This is a genomic window from Candidatus Ulvibacter alkanivorans (assembly GCF_003333325.1).
Lineage (GTDB): Bacteria > Bacteroidota > Bacteroidia > Flavobacteriales > Flavobacteriaceae > Ulvibacter_A > Ulvibacter_A alkanivorans.
In genome coordinates, this window is record NZ_QOLC01000099.1 from 21,414 (window position 1) to 36,992 (window position 15,579).

The 15,579-nt window shown below is 41.0% G+C and carries 14 protein-coding genes; 8 read left to right on the forward strand and 6 right to left on the reverse strand.

Going from position 1 to position 15,579, the window contains the following annotated elements:
- The first annotated feature begins 4 nt into the window (after positions 1-4).
- The 6 genes from DWA30_RS11540 to DWA30_RS11565 all read left to right on the forward strand — a co-directional run bounded on the left by DWA30_RS11540 (position 5) and on the right by DWA30_RS11565 (position 6,930).
- The gene (locus DWA30_RS11540; protein ID WP_114492699.1) at positions 5-1,003 is read left to right on the forward strand and encodes a glycosyltransferase family 2 protein; all 999 of its coding nucleotides are present in this window, start codon (positions 5-7) and stop codon (positions 1,001-1,003) included.
- 77 nt (positions 1,004-1,080) lie between these two features.
- The gene (locus DWA30_RS11545; RefSeq protein WP_245933906.1) at positions 1,081-2,112 is read left to right on the forward strand and encodes a glycosyltransferase family 4 protein; all 1,032 of its coding nucleotides are present in this window, start codon (positions 1,081-1,083) and stop codon (positions 2,110-2,112) included.
- Positions 2,112-3,173: a glycosyltransferase gene (locus tag DWA30_RS11550; protein ID WP_114492701.1), complete on the forward strand. Its 1,062-nt coding sequence runs from the start codon at positions 2,112-2,114 to the stop codon at positions 3,171-3,173. Before DWA30_RS11545 ends, DWA30_RS11550 begins: the two co-directional genes overlap by 1 nt.
- Positions 3,160-4,518: an O-antigen ligase family protein gene (locus tag DWA30_RS11555; RefSeq protein WP_245933907.1), complete on the forward strand. Its 1,359-nt coding sequence runs from the start codon at positions 3,160-3,162 to the stop codon at positions 4,516-4,518. The genes DWA30_RS11550 and DWA30_RS11555 overlap by 14 nt, the downstream gene beginning before the upstream one ends.
- Entirely contained in the window at positions 4,484-5,503 is a 1,020-nt protein-coding gene (locus tag DWA30_RS11560; protein ID WP_114492702.1) for a glycosyltransferase family 4 protein, read from the forward strand. The genes DWA30_RS11555 and DWA30_RS11560 overlap by 35 nt, the downstream gene beginning before the upstream one ends.
- Before the next feature lie 35 nt (positions 5,504-5,538).
- Positions 5,539-6,930 carry a sugar transferase gene (locus tag DWA30_RS11565; protein ID WP_114492703.1) on the forward strand — a complete coding sequence of 464 codons (1,392 nt, stop codon included), beginning with the start codon at positions 5,539-5,541 and terminating at the stop codon, positions 6,928-6,930.
- A 3-nt stretch (positions 6,931-6,933) separates the two neighbouring features.
- On the opposite strand, the gene DWA30_RS11570 is transcribed toward DWA30_RS11565, so the two are convergent.
- Complete coding sequence (locus DWA30_RS11570; protein WP_114492704.1) at positions 6,934-8,130, reverse strand: lipoprotein N-acyltransferase Lnb domain-containing protein; 1,197 nt, start codon at positions 8,128-8,130, stop codon at positions 6,934-6,936.
- A 70-nt stretch (positions 8,131-8,200) separates the two neighbouring features.
- The gene (locus DWA30_RS11575; RefSeq protein WP_114492705.1) at positions 8,201-9,271 is read right to left on the reverse strand and encodes a putative type IX sorting system protein PorV2; all 1,071 of its coding nucleotides are present in this window, start codon (positions 9,269-9,271) and stop codon (positions 8,201-8,203) included.
- A 126-nt stretch (positions 9,272-9,397) separates the two neighbouring features.
- On the opposite strand from DWA30_RS11575, the gene DWA30_RS11580 reads away from it, so the two are divergent.
- Positions 9,398-10,147: a CDP-alcohol phosphatidyltransferase family protein gene (locus DWA30_RS11580; protein WP_114492706.1), complete on the forward strand. Its 750-nt coding sequence runs from the start codon at positions 9,398-9,400 to the stop codon at positions 10,145-10,147.
- Positions 10,148-10,249: 102 nt separating this feature from the next.
- Here DWA30_RS11580 and lptB read toward each other — a convergent pair whose 3' ends face one another.
- Genes lptB through DWA30_RS11600 form a run of 4 tightly spaced genes read right to left on the reverse strand, consistent with a single transcriptional unit; the run spans position 10,250 to position 13,192 of the window.
- Positions 10,250-10,990 (reverse strand): LPS export ABC transporter ATP-binding protein, encoded by a 741-nt coding sequence (gene lptB / locus DWA30_RS11585; RefSeq protein ID WP_114492707.1) that lies wholly within the window; start codon positions 10,988-10,990, stop codon positions 10,250-10,252.
- A gap of 54 nt (positions 10,991-11,044) precedes the next feature.
- Positions 11,045-11,398, reverse strand: a complete 354-nt coding sequence (locus DWA30_RS11590) for a carboxymuconolactone decarboxylase family protein (RefSeq protein ID WP_114492708.1) — start codon at positions 11,396-11,398, stop codon at positions 11,045-11,047.
- Positions 11,388-12,227: a twin-arginine translocase subunit TatC gene (gene tatC / locus DWA30_RS11595; RefSeq protein ID WP_114492709.1), complete on the reverse strand. Its 840-nt coding sequence runs from the start codon at positions 12,225-12,227 to the stop codon at positions 11,388-11,390. Before tatC ends, DWA30_RS11590 begins: the two co-directional genes overlap by 11 nt.
- Positions 12,227-13,192 carry a KpsF/GutQ family sugar-phosphate isomerase gene (locus DWA30_RS11600; RefSeq protein WP_114492710.1) on the reverse strand — a complete coding sequence of 322 codons (966 nt, stop codon included), beginning with the start codon at positions 13,190-13,192 and terminating at the stop codon, positions 12,227-12,229. The genes tatC and DWA30_RS11600 overlap by 1 nt, the downstream gene beginning before the upstream one ends.
- A 182-nt stretch (positions 13,193-13,374) precedes the next feature.
- On the opposite strand from DWA30_RS11600, the gene recQ reads away from it, so the two are divergent.
- Positions 13,375-15,567, forward strand: a complete 2,193-nt coding sequence (gene recQ / locus DWA30_RS11605) for a DNA helicase RecQ (RefSeq protein WP_114492711.1) — start codon at positions 13,375-13,377, stop codon at positions 15,565-15,567.
- Positions 15,568-15,579: the final 12 nt, after the last annotated feature.

The window sequence follows — 15,579 nt, forward strand, 5'->3', positions numbered from 1 at the left end:
AACTATGAGATTCTCGCTTATTATCTGTACCTACATGCGACCCAAGCCGTTGCTCAACTTATTGGAGTCGGTTAACGCTCAAACCAGGTATCCCGATGCAATCATTATAGTTGACGGATCTACGAACAATGCCACCCGTAAAGCGTTAGAATTGGCTGATTTTAAAGGATTGGTCTACTACCAAGTAGAAGATGAGGATCGCGGGTTAACAAAACAACGAAATTTTGGTATCTCTAAAGTAGGAACAGACATCGATGTGGTTTGCTTTTTAGATGATGACATTGTACTAACACCTACCTATTTTTCGACCTTATTAGAAACTTATGATCAGTATCCGGATGCCTTGGGCGTTGGAGGTTATATCATTAATGATGTAAATTGGCAACAACTAAAGAATTCTCAGACTATTGCGACCGACCAATTTGCTTACGACGGGTGGGTCCGAAAGGATGGCTACCGATTTGTATTACGTAAAAAATTAGGACTAGACGCCGACCGCCCACCTGGATTTATGCCAACATTTGCACACGGACGAAGTGTGAGTTTCCTTCCACCCAGCGGTAAGATCTATAAAGTAGAACAGTTTATGGGAGGGGTGTCATCGTATAAAAGAACGGTGTTGGAGGCACAGAAATTTTCAGAATATTTTGAAGGTTACGGACTTTATGAAGATGCCGATTATACTTTACGTCTGTCTAAAAAAGGAGAATTGTATGTCCATACCGGAGCTAAGTTATATCATTATCACGAAGCTTCCGGACGCCCTAATCGTTATGCATATGGAAAGATGGTCGTACGAAACGGCTGGTACGTTTGGCGCGTACGTTTTCCCGAGCCGTCACTAAAGGCGCGATTTAAATGGAATGCCGTATCTTTTATGCTTACGTTAATTAGATTGAGTAATGGCTTAACCAGTTCGAAGAAAAAGGAAGCATTTACCGAAGCTGCAGGAAGATTTGTTGGCTGGTTGAGTGTTTTAGTAAATCCCCCAAAGCGCAAGTGAAATTTGTAATAATCACACATACTCTACATTTTATAAGCGAGAATCGGTTTTTTGCGTACGGTCCTTATATTCGTGAGATGAATTTATGGGCAAAGCATGTGGATGAACTTTTGGTCGTCGCTCCGGTAATGGATAAAGTACCTACGGTTATTCATGCCGCCTACGCCACAGACCGAATCGCAATTTCGAGTATACCTTCCATTTCATTTATATCGGTGTGGCAGGCACTTCGCGCTATAATTTTGTTCCCGGTTATATGGTTAAAGATCTTCAGTGCTATGAGAAAGGCAGATCATATTCATTTGCGCTGTCCCGGTACCATTGGACTCATAGGTTGTTTCGTACAACTATTTTTTCCGAAGAAATCAAAAACTGCCAAATATGCCGGAAATTGGGATCCCAATGCGAAGCAACCCTTGAGCTATCGTCTTCAAAAATGGATATTGGCAAATCATCGTGTTACCAAGAACATGAAAGTGTTGGTCTATGGAGATTGGAAGCAAAAATCACCAAATGTCCACTCATTCTTCACAGCAACGTACCCTGCATCTATGAAAGAAACGCTGCAAAATAACTCGATTAGTGTGCCTTTTAAGTTCTTATTTGTAGGAAGCCTTACGTCCGGAAAACGCCCTTTATATGCCGTGCAACTTGTTGAAAAGCTACATAAGAATGGTGTTTTTTGTAGCTTGTCACTTTACGGTGAAGGCGCGGAAAGAGAGAAGATTGCAGCCTATCTCAAAGACCATCACCTTACAGACTTCATCACACTTCATGGCAATGTAAATAACGAGACTGTGACGGCTGCATATAAAGAGAGCGATTTTTTGATTCTTCCTTCCAAATCGGAAGGATGGCCAAAAGTAGTGGCCGAGGCTATGTTTTGGGGTGTTATCTCAATAGCAACGCCCATTTCGTGTGTGCCTTGGATGTTGGAGCATGGAAAACGCGGAATAGTATTGCAATTGGACTTGGAAGCTGATACCCAGAAAATAACTACTTTGTTGACTGATAAAAAGATCCTTCAACAAATGTCGAAGCGCGCTCAAGATTGGTCACATATGTATACGCTTGATGCCTTTGAGAATGCAATTAAAAAGCTATTGTAATGCGGGTGCTACAACTCATAGACTCTTTAGACGCCGGTGGTGCCGAACGTATGTCGGTCACCATTGCAAATGCATTGAGTACCCGGATCGATAGGTCTTATTTGTGTGCAAGTAGGAAAGAAGGGGTTTTAAAATCTGATTTGAAAAAAGATGTGGATTATCTTTTTCTTCGGAAACAAAGCAGCCTTGATATTGCTGCATTGTTTCGATTGAAGCGATTCGTTACAAAGCACAAGATCGATGTTGTACATGCGCATACCACTTCCTATTTTTTAGCCACCTTGTTAAAAGGTCTATGTCCCAGAATCAATTTGGTTTGGCACGAACACCACGGAAAACGAACTGAAAGTAAAGCAAGCGAACATAAGATACTGCGGTTCTGCTCCCGATACTTTGATACTATCATTACGGTAAACGAAGCCTTGCAAGACTGGTGTTCGATTAATTTGCACACACGAAAAGTGATTTGTCTAAAGAATTTTGTAAATACAAAGTCGTTCGATTCGATAGCTAGATCGCGTGAAAATAATATAATTTGCTTGGCCAATCTTCGTGAACCAAAGGATCATCTGAACTTACTTAGTGCATTTCGGAAAATTCACAAAGAAATTCCTAATTGGAAATTACAACTAATGGGGAAGGATTTTCAGGATGCGTATTCCGAAGAAATAAAGAAATATATAAGGACGCATTCGCTGCATTCTCGAGTAACTTTTTTAAGTCATGATCTGGCTGTTAGCGAAGTGCTTAAACCTGCAAAAATAGGCGTGTTGTCTTCCACAAGTGAGGGACTTCCTATGGCATTGTTAGAATACGGTGCAGCCGGGTTAGCCGTAGTTACTACGGCCGTAGGCGATTGTGAAAAAGTTATTAGTACCTTTGGAAAAACGGTAGCCGTCAACGATAGCGAGGCACTGGCCAATGCCATCTTAGGGTATGCTTCCAACGAAACCCTGAGAACAAGTGATGCTGCCGCTTTTAGAGCACATATTGCAAAAAATTATTCGGTAGAAGCAGTTATTTCCCAATTAATAGAACTTTACTCTTTTGAGACGAATTAAGCCCTTAAAGAAAATAACCTATATCCAATTGCTGGTATTGCATGCATTAATGGCGTTTGTGATATATATTTCTGAAGCTACTTCAAAGTTCTTTCTTTTTGGGATCATCATTTATTTCCTGCAACGCATATTTGCCAATGGTAACAAAAAGGATGAGGTATTATTAGCAGCAGCCTATGTAACAGGATATGAGGTTTTTTCTAGGATGACAGGGGCCAATGTCATATCCTATGAGTTTGCGAAATATGCTGTAATCGGATTTTTACTTTTGGGTATGTTCTTTAAAGGGTTTACGAGGAAATCTTGGCCGTACATATTCTTTATCTTTTTTTTGGTCCCTGGCGTTTACTTTTCTGCGGTGAATTTAAATTACGATACAAATTTTGCCAATGCGATCAGTTTTAATCTAAGTGGCCCACTGTGTCTGGCTATGTCTGCCTTATATTGTTATAATCGGAAAATGCCATTTGAACGATTACAACAAATCTTATTAGCCTTAATGCTGCCAATATTTACGATGACGGTGCACCTGTATTTGTACACACCTAATATTAGGGACGCACTGTCGGGTACACAATCTAACTTTGCTGCTTCAGGCGGCTTTGGGCCAAACCAAGTAGCGACTATTCTAGGATTGGGAATGTTCATTCTGTTTACTAGGCTGTTTACGGTAAAGTCAAGAATGATTAACATCATCGATCTGGCATTACTGGCATTTATGAGTTACCGAGGTATTGTGACTTTTTCACGCGGAGGGATCATCACGGCTGCAATATGTGCAGTAGCATTTCTCTTGGTGTATCTGTGGTACGCGCGACCCAAAGACAGAGCCATATTACTTCCTAAAATTGGATTAGTGACAATTGTGATTTCCGTTACCTGGATGATCACTTCTGTTTTTACGGAAGGTCTTATCGATAAACGGTATTCCAATCAAGATGCGGCAGGTCGATTAAAAGAAGATGTGAGTACCGGTCGTGCCGAATTGATAGAATCTGAATTAGACGCATTCTTTGAATATCCCCTCACGGGAATTGGTGTAGGTAAGATTCGTGAATACCGATATGAGAAAACAGGTACCTTGGCCGCAACTCATAATGAAATGAGCCGTATCTTGTCCGAACATGGTATGTTTGGGTTTATGGCCCTATTAGTTTTATTATTTACACCTTTAATCTTTCGAATAAGACACCGGTCTAATCTGTATTTGTTCTCGTTTTTAATTTTTTGGTTCCTGACCATTAACCACTCGTCCATGCGAATTGCGGCACCGGCCTTTATCTATGGGCTAAGCTTAATCACAATTTACAATGCAAAAAAGAAGCGTCTTATACATAGGAAATAAACTTTCTAAATCGGGAAGTACGGTTACTTCTATAGAGACCTTAGGTGCTTTTTTACGGCAGGAAGGTTTTCGCGTGCGTACGGCTTCATCGCTGCGAAACAAGTACCTCAGAATGTTGCATATGTTATGGTCCACACTACGGTATTCAGCTACGATCGATAAAGTGTTGATCGATACCTATAGCACTCAAAATTTTTTATATGCCGTTGCTGTGGCTAAGTTGTGTCGGCTGTTGAAACTTCCGTATATACCAATACTTAGAGGCGGGAATTTACCCGAACGACTCAAAAGCAGTCCGTCGCAATGTCAAGAACTGTTTGGATTAGCTGCGATGAATGTAGCTCCATCATCCTATTTAATGGAGGCATTTAAAAGGGAAGGCTTTACCAATCTGGTGTATATACGAAACACCATCGATCTGAGTCAATATACGTTTCGACTTCGGAAACAGATCGCACCAAAATTGATATGGGTGCGTTCTTTCAGTAGTATCTACAACCCATTGCTAGCATTGCAAATTTTACAACAACTACGCTCCGAAGGATACAATGCCGAATTGTGTATGGTGGGTCCTGAAAAAGACGATTCATTAAAAGCGTGTAAGGATTTTTCCGAAGCAAACAATTTAAATGTGACCTACACCGGACTGCTGCCTAAGCAAGATTGGATCGCATTGGCTTCAGATTACGATATCTTTATCAATACCACGAATTTTGACAATACCCCGGTAAGTGTTATCGAGGCAATGGCCTTGGGGTTGGTTGTTGTTTCAACAGATGTGGGAGGAATCCCTTACCTAATTGAAGACAAGAGTGACGGTATGCTGGTGCCGCCAAATGATGCCTTGGTATTTTCCGAAGCAATCAAAACTTTACTGGCTACGCCCCACTTAGTGGAAAAATTATCTAAGAATGCCAGACGTAAAGCAGAAAGCTTCGATTGGAAATCGGTGAAACATAGTTGGATACAACTTTTAAACCAATAAATAAATCCATATTTTTACAGCCCTAGACCTAGCCAATGACCCAAAAATCGAATATCCATTTCGATATTTCCGAACGTAAGATCCTGTTACGCATCCTAGATATTACAAGTGTATTGTCATTGTTATATCTCGTCGGACTCGTTTTTAACTTCGATTATTTTAAGATCAATGGTGATCACTGGGTATGGTCTATCGTATTGGGATTGTATCTTACCGTGTTTGCGACGATCTTCGAACTGTACAATTTACAAAAGGCGAGCAAGTTCGAGGTGGTGGTACAAAATATTATACTAACCTCTTCGGTAACGGTGCTGTTCTATTTGCTAACACCTTTCTTTACGCCCACATTGCCCGAAAATCGACTGCAGATCGTCTATTTTTATCTATCGGTGAATCTAGCACTGTTTGTTTGGCGATACGCTTATATAACGCTTATTTCGGCACCACGCTTTAACAAACGGGTGCTGTTGTTGGCGAATGGTAAAGATGTTGATCTTATTGTGGAATCTTTACAAAAATCAGATCCCAACTATAGAGTCGTAGGTTTTATTAATACCAGTTCAAATTCTAAGAATGTGATCGTATCCGATATTCCGGAATTTGGAGTGGAAGATGTCGCCGGAGTGGTACAGACCCATTCGATCTCTGAGATCGTGGTAGGTTTACCGCAAGGTGAGGGGATGACGGTTTTTCTCAACAATCAATTGATCTCGTTGCTGGAACGCGGCGTTTACGTACGTGAATATACACAGGTATACGAAGAGATTAATCGCCGTGTACCGGTGCAGCATGTTGAAAAGCATTTTTACAGGTATTTTCCATTTAGCAGAAGTAATCAGAATAAATTGTATTTATTCTTTCACCGTATGCTCGATCTGCTGTTCTCGCTTATTGGATTGGTCTTCGGACTTATTATTTTTCCAATTATTCTCTTCGGAAACCTATTTGCTAACCGAGGCCCTTTGTTTTACACACAAACCCGTATTGGGAAGAACGGGACGCCGTTCAAGATTTTTAAACTGCGAAGTATGGTAGTTGACGCCGAAAGGGATGGAGCGAAATTCGCTGAAAAAAAGGATGTACGGATCACAAAATTTGGTCGGTTTTTACGACGTACGCGAATTGATGAGATCCCACAATTCATCAACGTTATTAAAGGCGATATGAGTGTAATAGGACCTCGTCCCGAACGCCCGGTATTTGTGAAAGAACTTTCAGAAAAGATCCCATTTTACGAAATAAGACATTTGGTAAAACCCGGTGTAACAGGTTGGGCACAGGTTAATGCAAAATATGGAATGACTGAGGAGGATGCGTTAGAAAAGCTTCAATATGATCTCTATTATATCAAACACCGAAGTTTGTTCCTAGACATTAGCATCGTGATAAAGACATTAAGTACTATTATATTCTTCCGAGGACAATAAAAATTATCGCAACGGAAGCACGGCATGCTTCTTTAAATAAGAAACCACATATAGGTAACGTACAGCCAATGCTACAAACAATGGAATAAATCCGATGGCAAACGCTTGTACTCCTGTGAACCAGTGAATTACTAATAACGTTAATAGCAATAATAGAAAGATCACATACTTGCGTACCCAAGCCTTTGGTTTGCGTTTGGCAATGGCGTAAGCGATTAATACGTTGAAGGGAAAGGCCCACAGCAAATTGTAATTATTGGCAGTGGCACTGTGATCGGTGGCAAACCACAATAAAAGTAAGATGATCCCGATAACTCCGGTTATGGAAATTAGTAACACATCGGTAAGTCTACTTCTAGTGTCATGCCTATAATCGCGATAGGTAATAAATAAAATTAGTATCGCAATTAAACCAAAGATGGCCAGTGGGCTGGTCACGAACGAATTTTTGGTTTCTTCTCGATCAGCATCGTAGAGCGTAGTGGTGTTTTTTACTAAGGGTACCTTTTCTGAACCACGTTGTAAGGTAGCTGTTTCGGTCGCCTTAAAGATATAATCGGGTAAGAATTGATATTCCCAGGCGGTGGCTTTTTGATCGACTACAGCGCCTATGGCCACATCCATTCCCAGACTGCCCCAAGTGTTTGCGTTTACATTCTTTTGGATCAATTCACGAAAACTATAGGTTTCGGTAACAAAATCGTCAGTATACTGCAATCGTTCGCCCAATACTCTTTTTAATACATCTCTTATTTTTGTCGCACAATTGTCGTAGAAGAAGTCGTAACGGTAGGCGCGGTTTTGTGGACGGGCATTGGTTTGCAAATATTCAAAGAGCGCTTCTTTCTCGACCAGTGTAAGGTCTAGTTGTTGTTCTTTGATCCAACGGTTTTCGGCTACATAACGTCTGTAAAAGGGTTCGTAGTAGCCTTCGCTCAACTCGTACAATAACTTTCCTTGTGCGAACTTGGTATAGAAATTAGGAGTGTTGAAATTATAAGTGCCGTAGTTATATACAATATCATAACCGTTCACCGTATCTTTTACTCTAAAGGCGCTGTGTCCAAATTTATCGTAGAGCTGATCGCCAGGGCCAATGGTGAGAATACTAATTTCGGTTGCTTCGGAAACAGGGATGAATTGCGCGTGTAGGGTCGTCCCTAAGAGTACGAGTAGGTAAAAAGATACTTTTTTTAGCACAGTGTTCTAAGGATTGAATTTGTACAAAGTAACAAAACTTCCGGCGTTATTGTACGATGATTTTATTCACTTATCTAAAAATGCTCCAGTCAAGTTTTAACGAAAAGATATTGGAGTATAAGGCGGCACTTTGATCGCCTATATCGGTCAAGGCGTAGTCAACTTGTATGCCCTTGTACTTAAATCCTACACCAATATTAGGTTGAAATCCAACCGACTCACTACCGTCCAATTGTTGGATATTTTGAAAATTACCAACGCCGGCACGTACAAACACCAGATCGATATAGCCAAATTCGAAACCACCCGATGGTGTAATACTTGTAAAAGAAGTAGAAATAATATCGTTGGTTTGTGCAAATCGGAAATTGAGATCGACCTCTGTAAGCAGCGAAAAATCATAGTGAAACACAAACTTCTTTGAGACCCCTAACTGTAATTTAGGAATAGTGATCTCGGTGGTTTCGGGCAACTCCTGATTTTGACCTTCAACCGCATCTTGAATTTCAGCAAACTTCTCTTCGTCGATGCTCCAAGCATTAAAGGTAGTTGTTATATCTCTTGCCATCAATCCGAACTTCCAATCGTTATCCGATTGAAATTGTATACCGGCATCCAGACCAAACCCCCAAGAGGAGGCAAAATCACCTATGATTCTGCGAATTACCTTGGCATTTACACCTATGTTCAAACCATCCAGAGGTAAAGCGCGTGCATACGAAAAGGTAACTCCGTAATCGGCAGTAGAGAACAAACTTATATTGTCGTAATTGGGTAAGCCATCGTCATCGAGTAACTGAGTGGTATTTAAGATGTCGTCCACACCAAATCGAATTATTGACAGTCCTACGGCGCTTCTATCGTCCAGTGGCATCGCGAAACCTGCATAATCGTAATTTGCAATATTGGCAAAGTAGGATGCGTGCATCAACGAAAGCTCTTTATCTTCTAAATTGACAAGGCCGGCGGGATTCCAGTACCCCGAGTTTACATCTCCGGTAGAAGCAACCACGGCATTCGCCATACCAAAGGCAGCAGCGTCCACGCCAATATTCATAAATTCGTTGGAATATTTTCTGGTGGTTTGGGCCGAGGCCGCAATGGTAATGCTTAGAAATAAAATAAATAGGTTTTTCTTCAAGCCTGAAAATTTGCGCAAATATCTTACTATTTTACAGAATACTAAACTATATTTTTAAGGACATATTGTGTTTTCCTGCCCTTAGACGAAAATAGTTTGCTATTTTTACAACATTGACCGCTATATATGATAAAACAAGTCCCAAACCTCATTACTTCGCTAAATTTACTCTGTGGCTGTGTGGCTGTTTTTTTTGCCGTATCCGGTGATCTTGTAACCGCGGCTATTTTTGTTTGCTTCGGAATCTTCTTCGATTTCTTCGACGGACTCGCAGCGCGATTGCTACACGCACAAAGTGAAGTAGGGCTGCAATTAGACTCACTGGCAGATGCTGTTACCAGCGGTGTCGTACCCGGAATCGTCATGGTGCAATTGTTAAGTGAAGCCTTGTTAGGAGGTCCTATGGTAATTGCCGATACTTTTGGAAATGATACTTGGAATGAAGGGATGATTCGATATGTGCCTTTTGTGGGATTATTGATCACAGTAGCTTCTGTCTACCGCTTGGCAAAATTTAATGTGGACACGCGACAAACTTCAAGTTTTAGTGGGTTGCCTACTCCTGCCAACACCTTGTTGGTGTTAAGCTTGCCGTTGATCATACAATTTCAATACAGCGAATTGTTGGCGAGTATTATTTATAATCCGTGGTTCTTATTCGGATTTACAGTTTTGAGTTGCATACTGTTGAATGCTGAATTGCCTTTGTTTGCTTTAAAATTCAAACATTGGGGCTTTAAGGGCAATGCTGTGCGCTATATCTTTTTGGTATTGTGTGTGGTGCTGTTGGTGCTGTTTCAGTTTTTGGCGATTCCTATGGTAATTGTATTATATGTGTTGCTATCGTTACTTTGGAAAGATAAGGAAATGCGTTAAGGATAGAGCGAATTGTTTAAGCTCTTTGCCTATTTGAAAAATAGCAAAAGCGAGTCGCGATAGCCTGACCGGGCTTTGCGTGGGAACGCCCACAAAAAAAATCTAAAAATTAAGTTTCTTTTTACGCAATTCGAAGTTCTGGCCTAGATAAACTTTGCGAACCATTTCGTCGTTTGCTAATTCTTCGGGTTCGCCATGCTTTAAGATGCTCCCTTCGAACATGAGGTAGGTGCGGTCTGTAATGGCCAAGGTTTCCTGAACGTTGTGATCTGTAATAAGTATCCCTATGTTCTTGTTCTTAAGCTGTGCCACAATACGCTGAATATCCTCCACCGCAACAGGGTCTACACCGGCAAAGGGTTCGTCTAGCAAGATAAAATGTGGGTCGGTAGCAAGGGCGCGAGCAATTTCGGTTCTTCGACGTTCTCCACCACTTAACAAATCTCCTCGGTTCTTTCTAATATGACCAAGACCGAATTCCTCGATCAACTGGTCCATTTTTCTGCGTTGCTCCTGTTTGGAAAGGTTGGTAAGTTGTAATACACTAAGAATGTTGTCTTCGACACTAAGTTTTCTAAAAACCGACGCTTCTTGAGCAAGATATCCAATTCCGTTTTGTGCACGCTTGTACATAGGATATTTGGTGATCTCTTTTCCCTCTAGAAAGATACGGCCACCGTTTGGTTTTATTAAGCCTACGATCATGTAGAAGGAAGTGGTCTTGCCGGCACCGTTAGGTCCTAAAAGTCCGACGATCTCTCCTTGGTTCACTTCTACAGTGATCCCTTTAACCACTTTGCGGCCTTTGTAGGATTTTACGAGGTCTTCAGCTTTTAGTTTCATAAGGTGTTTGGCAATAGAACGTTAAAAGTAGGGTATAATTTTATGGACTAAAAATTATTCACGGTTTTCTTCCAATGCTTCCCAATACTCGTAGGCTCTTCGTAAATGTGGGATCACGATGGTGCCGCCAATAAGTAATGAGATGCTTAAGGCTTCTACGACTTCTTCTTTAGAGATGTTCAATTTAAAACAGGCTTCCAAATGGTAGCGCACACAATCATCGCAACGCAACACCATAGAGTTTCCGAGTCCGAGTAATTCCTTGGTTCGTTTGTCTAAGGCTCCTTCGGAAAAGGCATTGGTATCCAGATTAAAGATTCGTTTAATGACCTTATTGTTGTCTGCTAGTAGTTTATCGTTCATTCGTGAGCGATAGACATTAAATTCTTCGACTAAGTTAGTTGACATTTGCTTTTGCTTTTCTTTTTTGTTTTCGCACTACGGCTTTAGAGATATAGATGCTAATTTCATATAAAATAACGACGGGCACTGCTACTATTACTTGGCTGGCAATATCTGGTGGGGTAATGACCGCCGAAATAATTAGTACGATGACCAATGCAAATTTGCGATATTTCCGAAGAAATTCGGGAGTAACCACACCAATTTTGGTTAAAAAATAAATGATGATGGGTAACTCGAAAATAAGTCCGCTGGCAAGCACCGAGGCGCGCACCAACGATATATAACTGCTAAGGTCGAAGTCATTGAATACCTGTTCGCTAACTTTATAGCTTCCGAGGAAATTAATAGAAAGCGGAGTAACCACATAATATCCAAACAGCACGCCAATAAAGAAAAGAAAGGAAGCAACGATTATGAATCCGCGACTGGTCTTTCGTTCTTCATTTCGCAATCCCGGGCTAATAAATTTCCAAAATTCGTACAAGACGTAGGGGAAGGCCACGATAAAACCTGCCGTGATAGAGGTCCAAATGTGCGCAGAAAACTGCCCTGCCATGGTACGACTTTGAATACGAAACGGGAGTTCTTCAAAACAAAAACTTTCCATGCCAATAAAGCGGGCTGCCTTACAAAGCAGGCGATAGGTAGGAAAGTCGGCCTGTTTAGGTCCCAAGAGCAATACGTCGAAAATAAAGGATTTAGCGATAAAAGCTATGGAGGCCATGAGTACGACGGCAATGGTCGCTCGAATTAAATGCCAGCGTAGTTCTTCCAAATGATCGAGAAAGGACATTTCTTTCTCAACACTCTTATTTGTAATGCGTTTTGTCATTAAATAATACCTTCCTTGGTAAGGTTGTGAATATGTACTACGCCACAGTAGTTGCCGTTATCTTCGGCAAGAATTTGAGTAATTCCGTAATCGTCCATTAATTGCATAGCTTCGATCGCCATGGCATCATTCGCTATTTTCTTCGGATTTACGGTCATAATGTCTTTGGCAGTTAACCCTTTAAAATTATCAACTTTGGTAAGCATACGTCGTAGGTCACCATCTGTAATAATTCCAACAATCTTGTTGTCTTCTACTACGGCTGTAACACCAAGCATTTTTTCTGAAATCTCTACGATCACTTTTTTTACGTCGGTGTCCGGATTTACTTGTGGCTTTTCGTTCAGCGATGTTAAATTGCTAACGCGAAGGTACAATTTTTTGCCTAGTGAACCACCCGGATGGAACTTGGCAAAATCCTTGCTTGAAAACCCTCTCAGGTCAAGCAAACACATGGCCAAGGCGTCTCCTATTACCAATTGGGCAGTGGTACTTGTGGTAGGAGCGAGGTTGTTTGGGCATGCTTCTTTCTCGGCGTAGGCATGTAATACATAATTGGCTTGTTGCCCTAGGAACGACTCCCGATTCGAGGTTATGGCGATTAATTTGTTTCCTATCGCCTTTATTAGAGGAACCAAGACCTTGATCTCTGGCGTATTTCCGCTTTTTGAAATACAGATCACGATATCTTTTTGCTGAATGGTTCCTAAGTCTCCGTGAATGGCGTCGGCGGCATGCATGAAAATAGCCGGTGTTCCTGTGGAGTTTAGGGTGGCAACGATCTTGGTAGCGATATTAGCGCTTTTACCAATGCCGGTAACGATCACACGGCCTTCAGAATTGTAAATGTAGTCTACAGCGTCGGCAAATTCTTCGTCAACAAGATTGGCAAGGTTTCTGATGGCCTTACTTTCAGTATCGATTGTTTTTTTGGCAACGGCAATGATTCTATCTTGATTGTTCAAATTTTACGCTTTTGATAGTTTGTAACTGTATAAGAAATTAGTATATTTAAATACCTAAACAATAATCTTTCTAATAAGATACAGTTTTGTCATAAAGGTTGCAAAATTACAATTGTTCCCCAGTTCATGCAATTTTAATTTACCATGTACATAAATAGTAGTATTAACAGAAACATAGCAGCGTGACGCAGATAGACCTATACGCGGCACTTAAGAAGTATTTTGGATTTAGCCGATTTAAAGGCCTTCAAGAAGATGTGATTAAAAGCATTATTTCGGGTCATAACACCTTCGTTATTATGCCGACAGGGGGTGGTAAATCCCTTTGCTACCAATTGCCCGCCCTCATACAAGATGGAACCGCCATTGTCGTTTCTCCACTTATTGCTTTAATGAAAAATCAAGTAGATGCCTTACGTGCGCTTTCTTCGGAAGAAGGTATTGCTCATGTCTTGAACTCGTCCTTGAATAAGACCGAAGTCAAGAAAGTAAAAGATGATATAAATTCGGGAGTGACTAAATTATTATACGTTGCCCCAGAATCCTTGACGAAAACGGAATACGTAGATTTTTTACAGTCGCAAACTATTTCATTTGTTGCCATAGACGAAGCACATTGTATTAGTGAATGGGGACATGACTTTCGCCCCGAGTACAGAAACTTAAAAAGCATCATTAAGCGAATTGGTGATGATATACCTATTATCGGACTTACTGCTACGGCAACTCCTAAAGTTCAAGAAGATATATTGAAGAATTTGGGTATGACCGATGCAAATACGTTTAAAGCATCTTTTAATCGCCCTAATTTATATTATGAGATCCGGCCAAAGACCAAAAATGTCGATTCCGATATTACCCGATTTGTAAAAAAGAACGAAGGTAAGAGCGGGATTATCTATTGTTTGAGCCGTAAGCGCGTAGAAGAACTAGCGCAAACACTGCAAGTAAACGGTATTAAAGCTGTTCCCTATCATGCCGGTTTGGATGCAAAGACCCGAGTAAAGCATCAAGATATGTTCCTTATGGAAGATGCCGATGTGGTCGTGGCGACCATCGCATTTGGTATGGGGATCGATAAACCCGACGTTCGGTTTGTAGTGCATAACGATATTCCGAAGAGTATTGAAAGCTATTATCAAGAAACCGGTCGCGCCGGTAGGGATGGGGGAGAAGGCCATTGCTTGGCTTTTTACAGTTATAAGGACATCGAGAAACTCGAAAAGTTTATGAGTGGAAAACCGGTGGCCGAACAAGAGATCGGGCATGCCTTATTACAAGAGGTGGTAGCATTCGCCGAAACATCAATCTCTCGTAGAAAATTCATCTTACATTATTTTGGAGAAGAGTTCGATACCGAAACCGGAGAAGGCGGTGACATGGATGACAATATGCGCTATCCCAAAAAAAAGACCGAAGCACAAGATGAAGCCGTAAAATTATTATCGGTCATTGAAAAAACCAACGAACAGTATAAGTCTAAAGAAGTGGTGAACGTTTTAGTGGGTAAAGTAAATGCCATGATAAAATCACACCGAACCGATACGCAAGCGTTCTTTGGCTCCGGCTCGAATCACGATGCGGCATTTTGGATGGCGCTGCTTCGCCAATTGTTAGTGGCAGGCTATATTAAAAAGGATATTGAAAGCTATGGTGTTGTCAAGCTTACGAAACGAGGTAAAGAGTATCTCAAATCACCTACCTCTTTTATGATGACCGAGGATCACAGCTACAAAGAAGCTAACGATGATGCGATCGTAGTCGCACAAAAAGGGGGTGCTTCCACCGATGAGAACTTATATAAATTACTGAAGGCCGAGCGTAAAAAAGTCGCCGATTCTCTAGATCTTCCACCTTTTGTTATCTTTCAAGATCCTTCCTTAGAAGATATGGCATTAAAATACCCCATTACCATGGACGAACTCTCTAATGTCTATGGCGTAGGTGAGGGGAAGGCCAAAAAGTATGGTGCCTCTTTCTTAAAGTTAATTCAAGATTATGTGGAAGAGAACGATGTAATTCGTCCGGATGATTTTGTGGTGAAGTCTACCGGTTCTAACAGTGCTCTTAAACTCTACATCATTCAAAGTGTAGACAGGAAATTGCCATTAGATGATATCGCCGATGCCAGGGGACTGGAAATGCCTCAATTTATTAAAGAGATGGAGGCCATTGTCTATAGTGGTACCAAGCTGAATATTAATTATTGGATCGATGAAATTTTAGATGAGGACCAACAAGAAGAGATCCATGAGTATTTTTTAGAGGCCGAGAACGATACTATCGAAACGGCTATGGAAGAATTTGATGGAGAATACGATACGGAAGAACTTCGTTTATACCGTATTAAGTTTATTAGCGAAGTCGCCAATTAGAACGAATCGTAA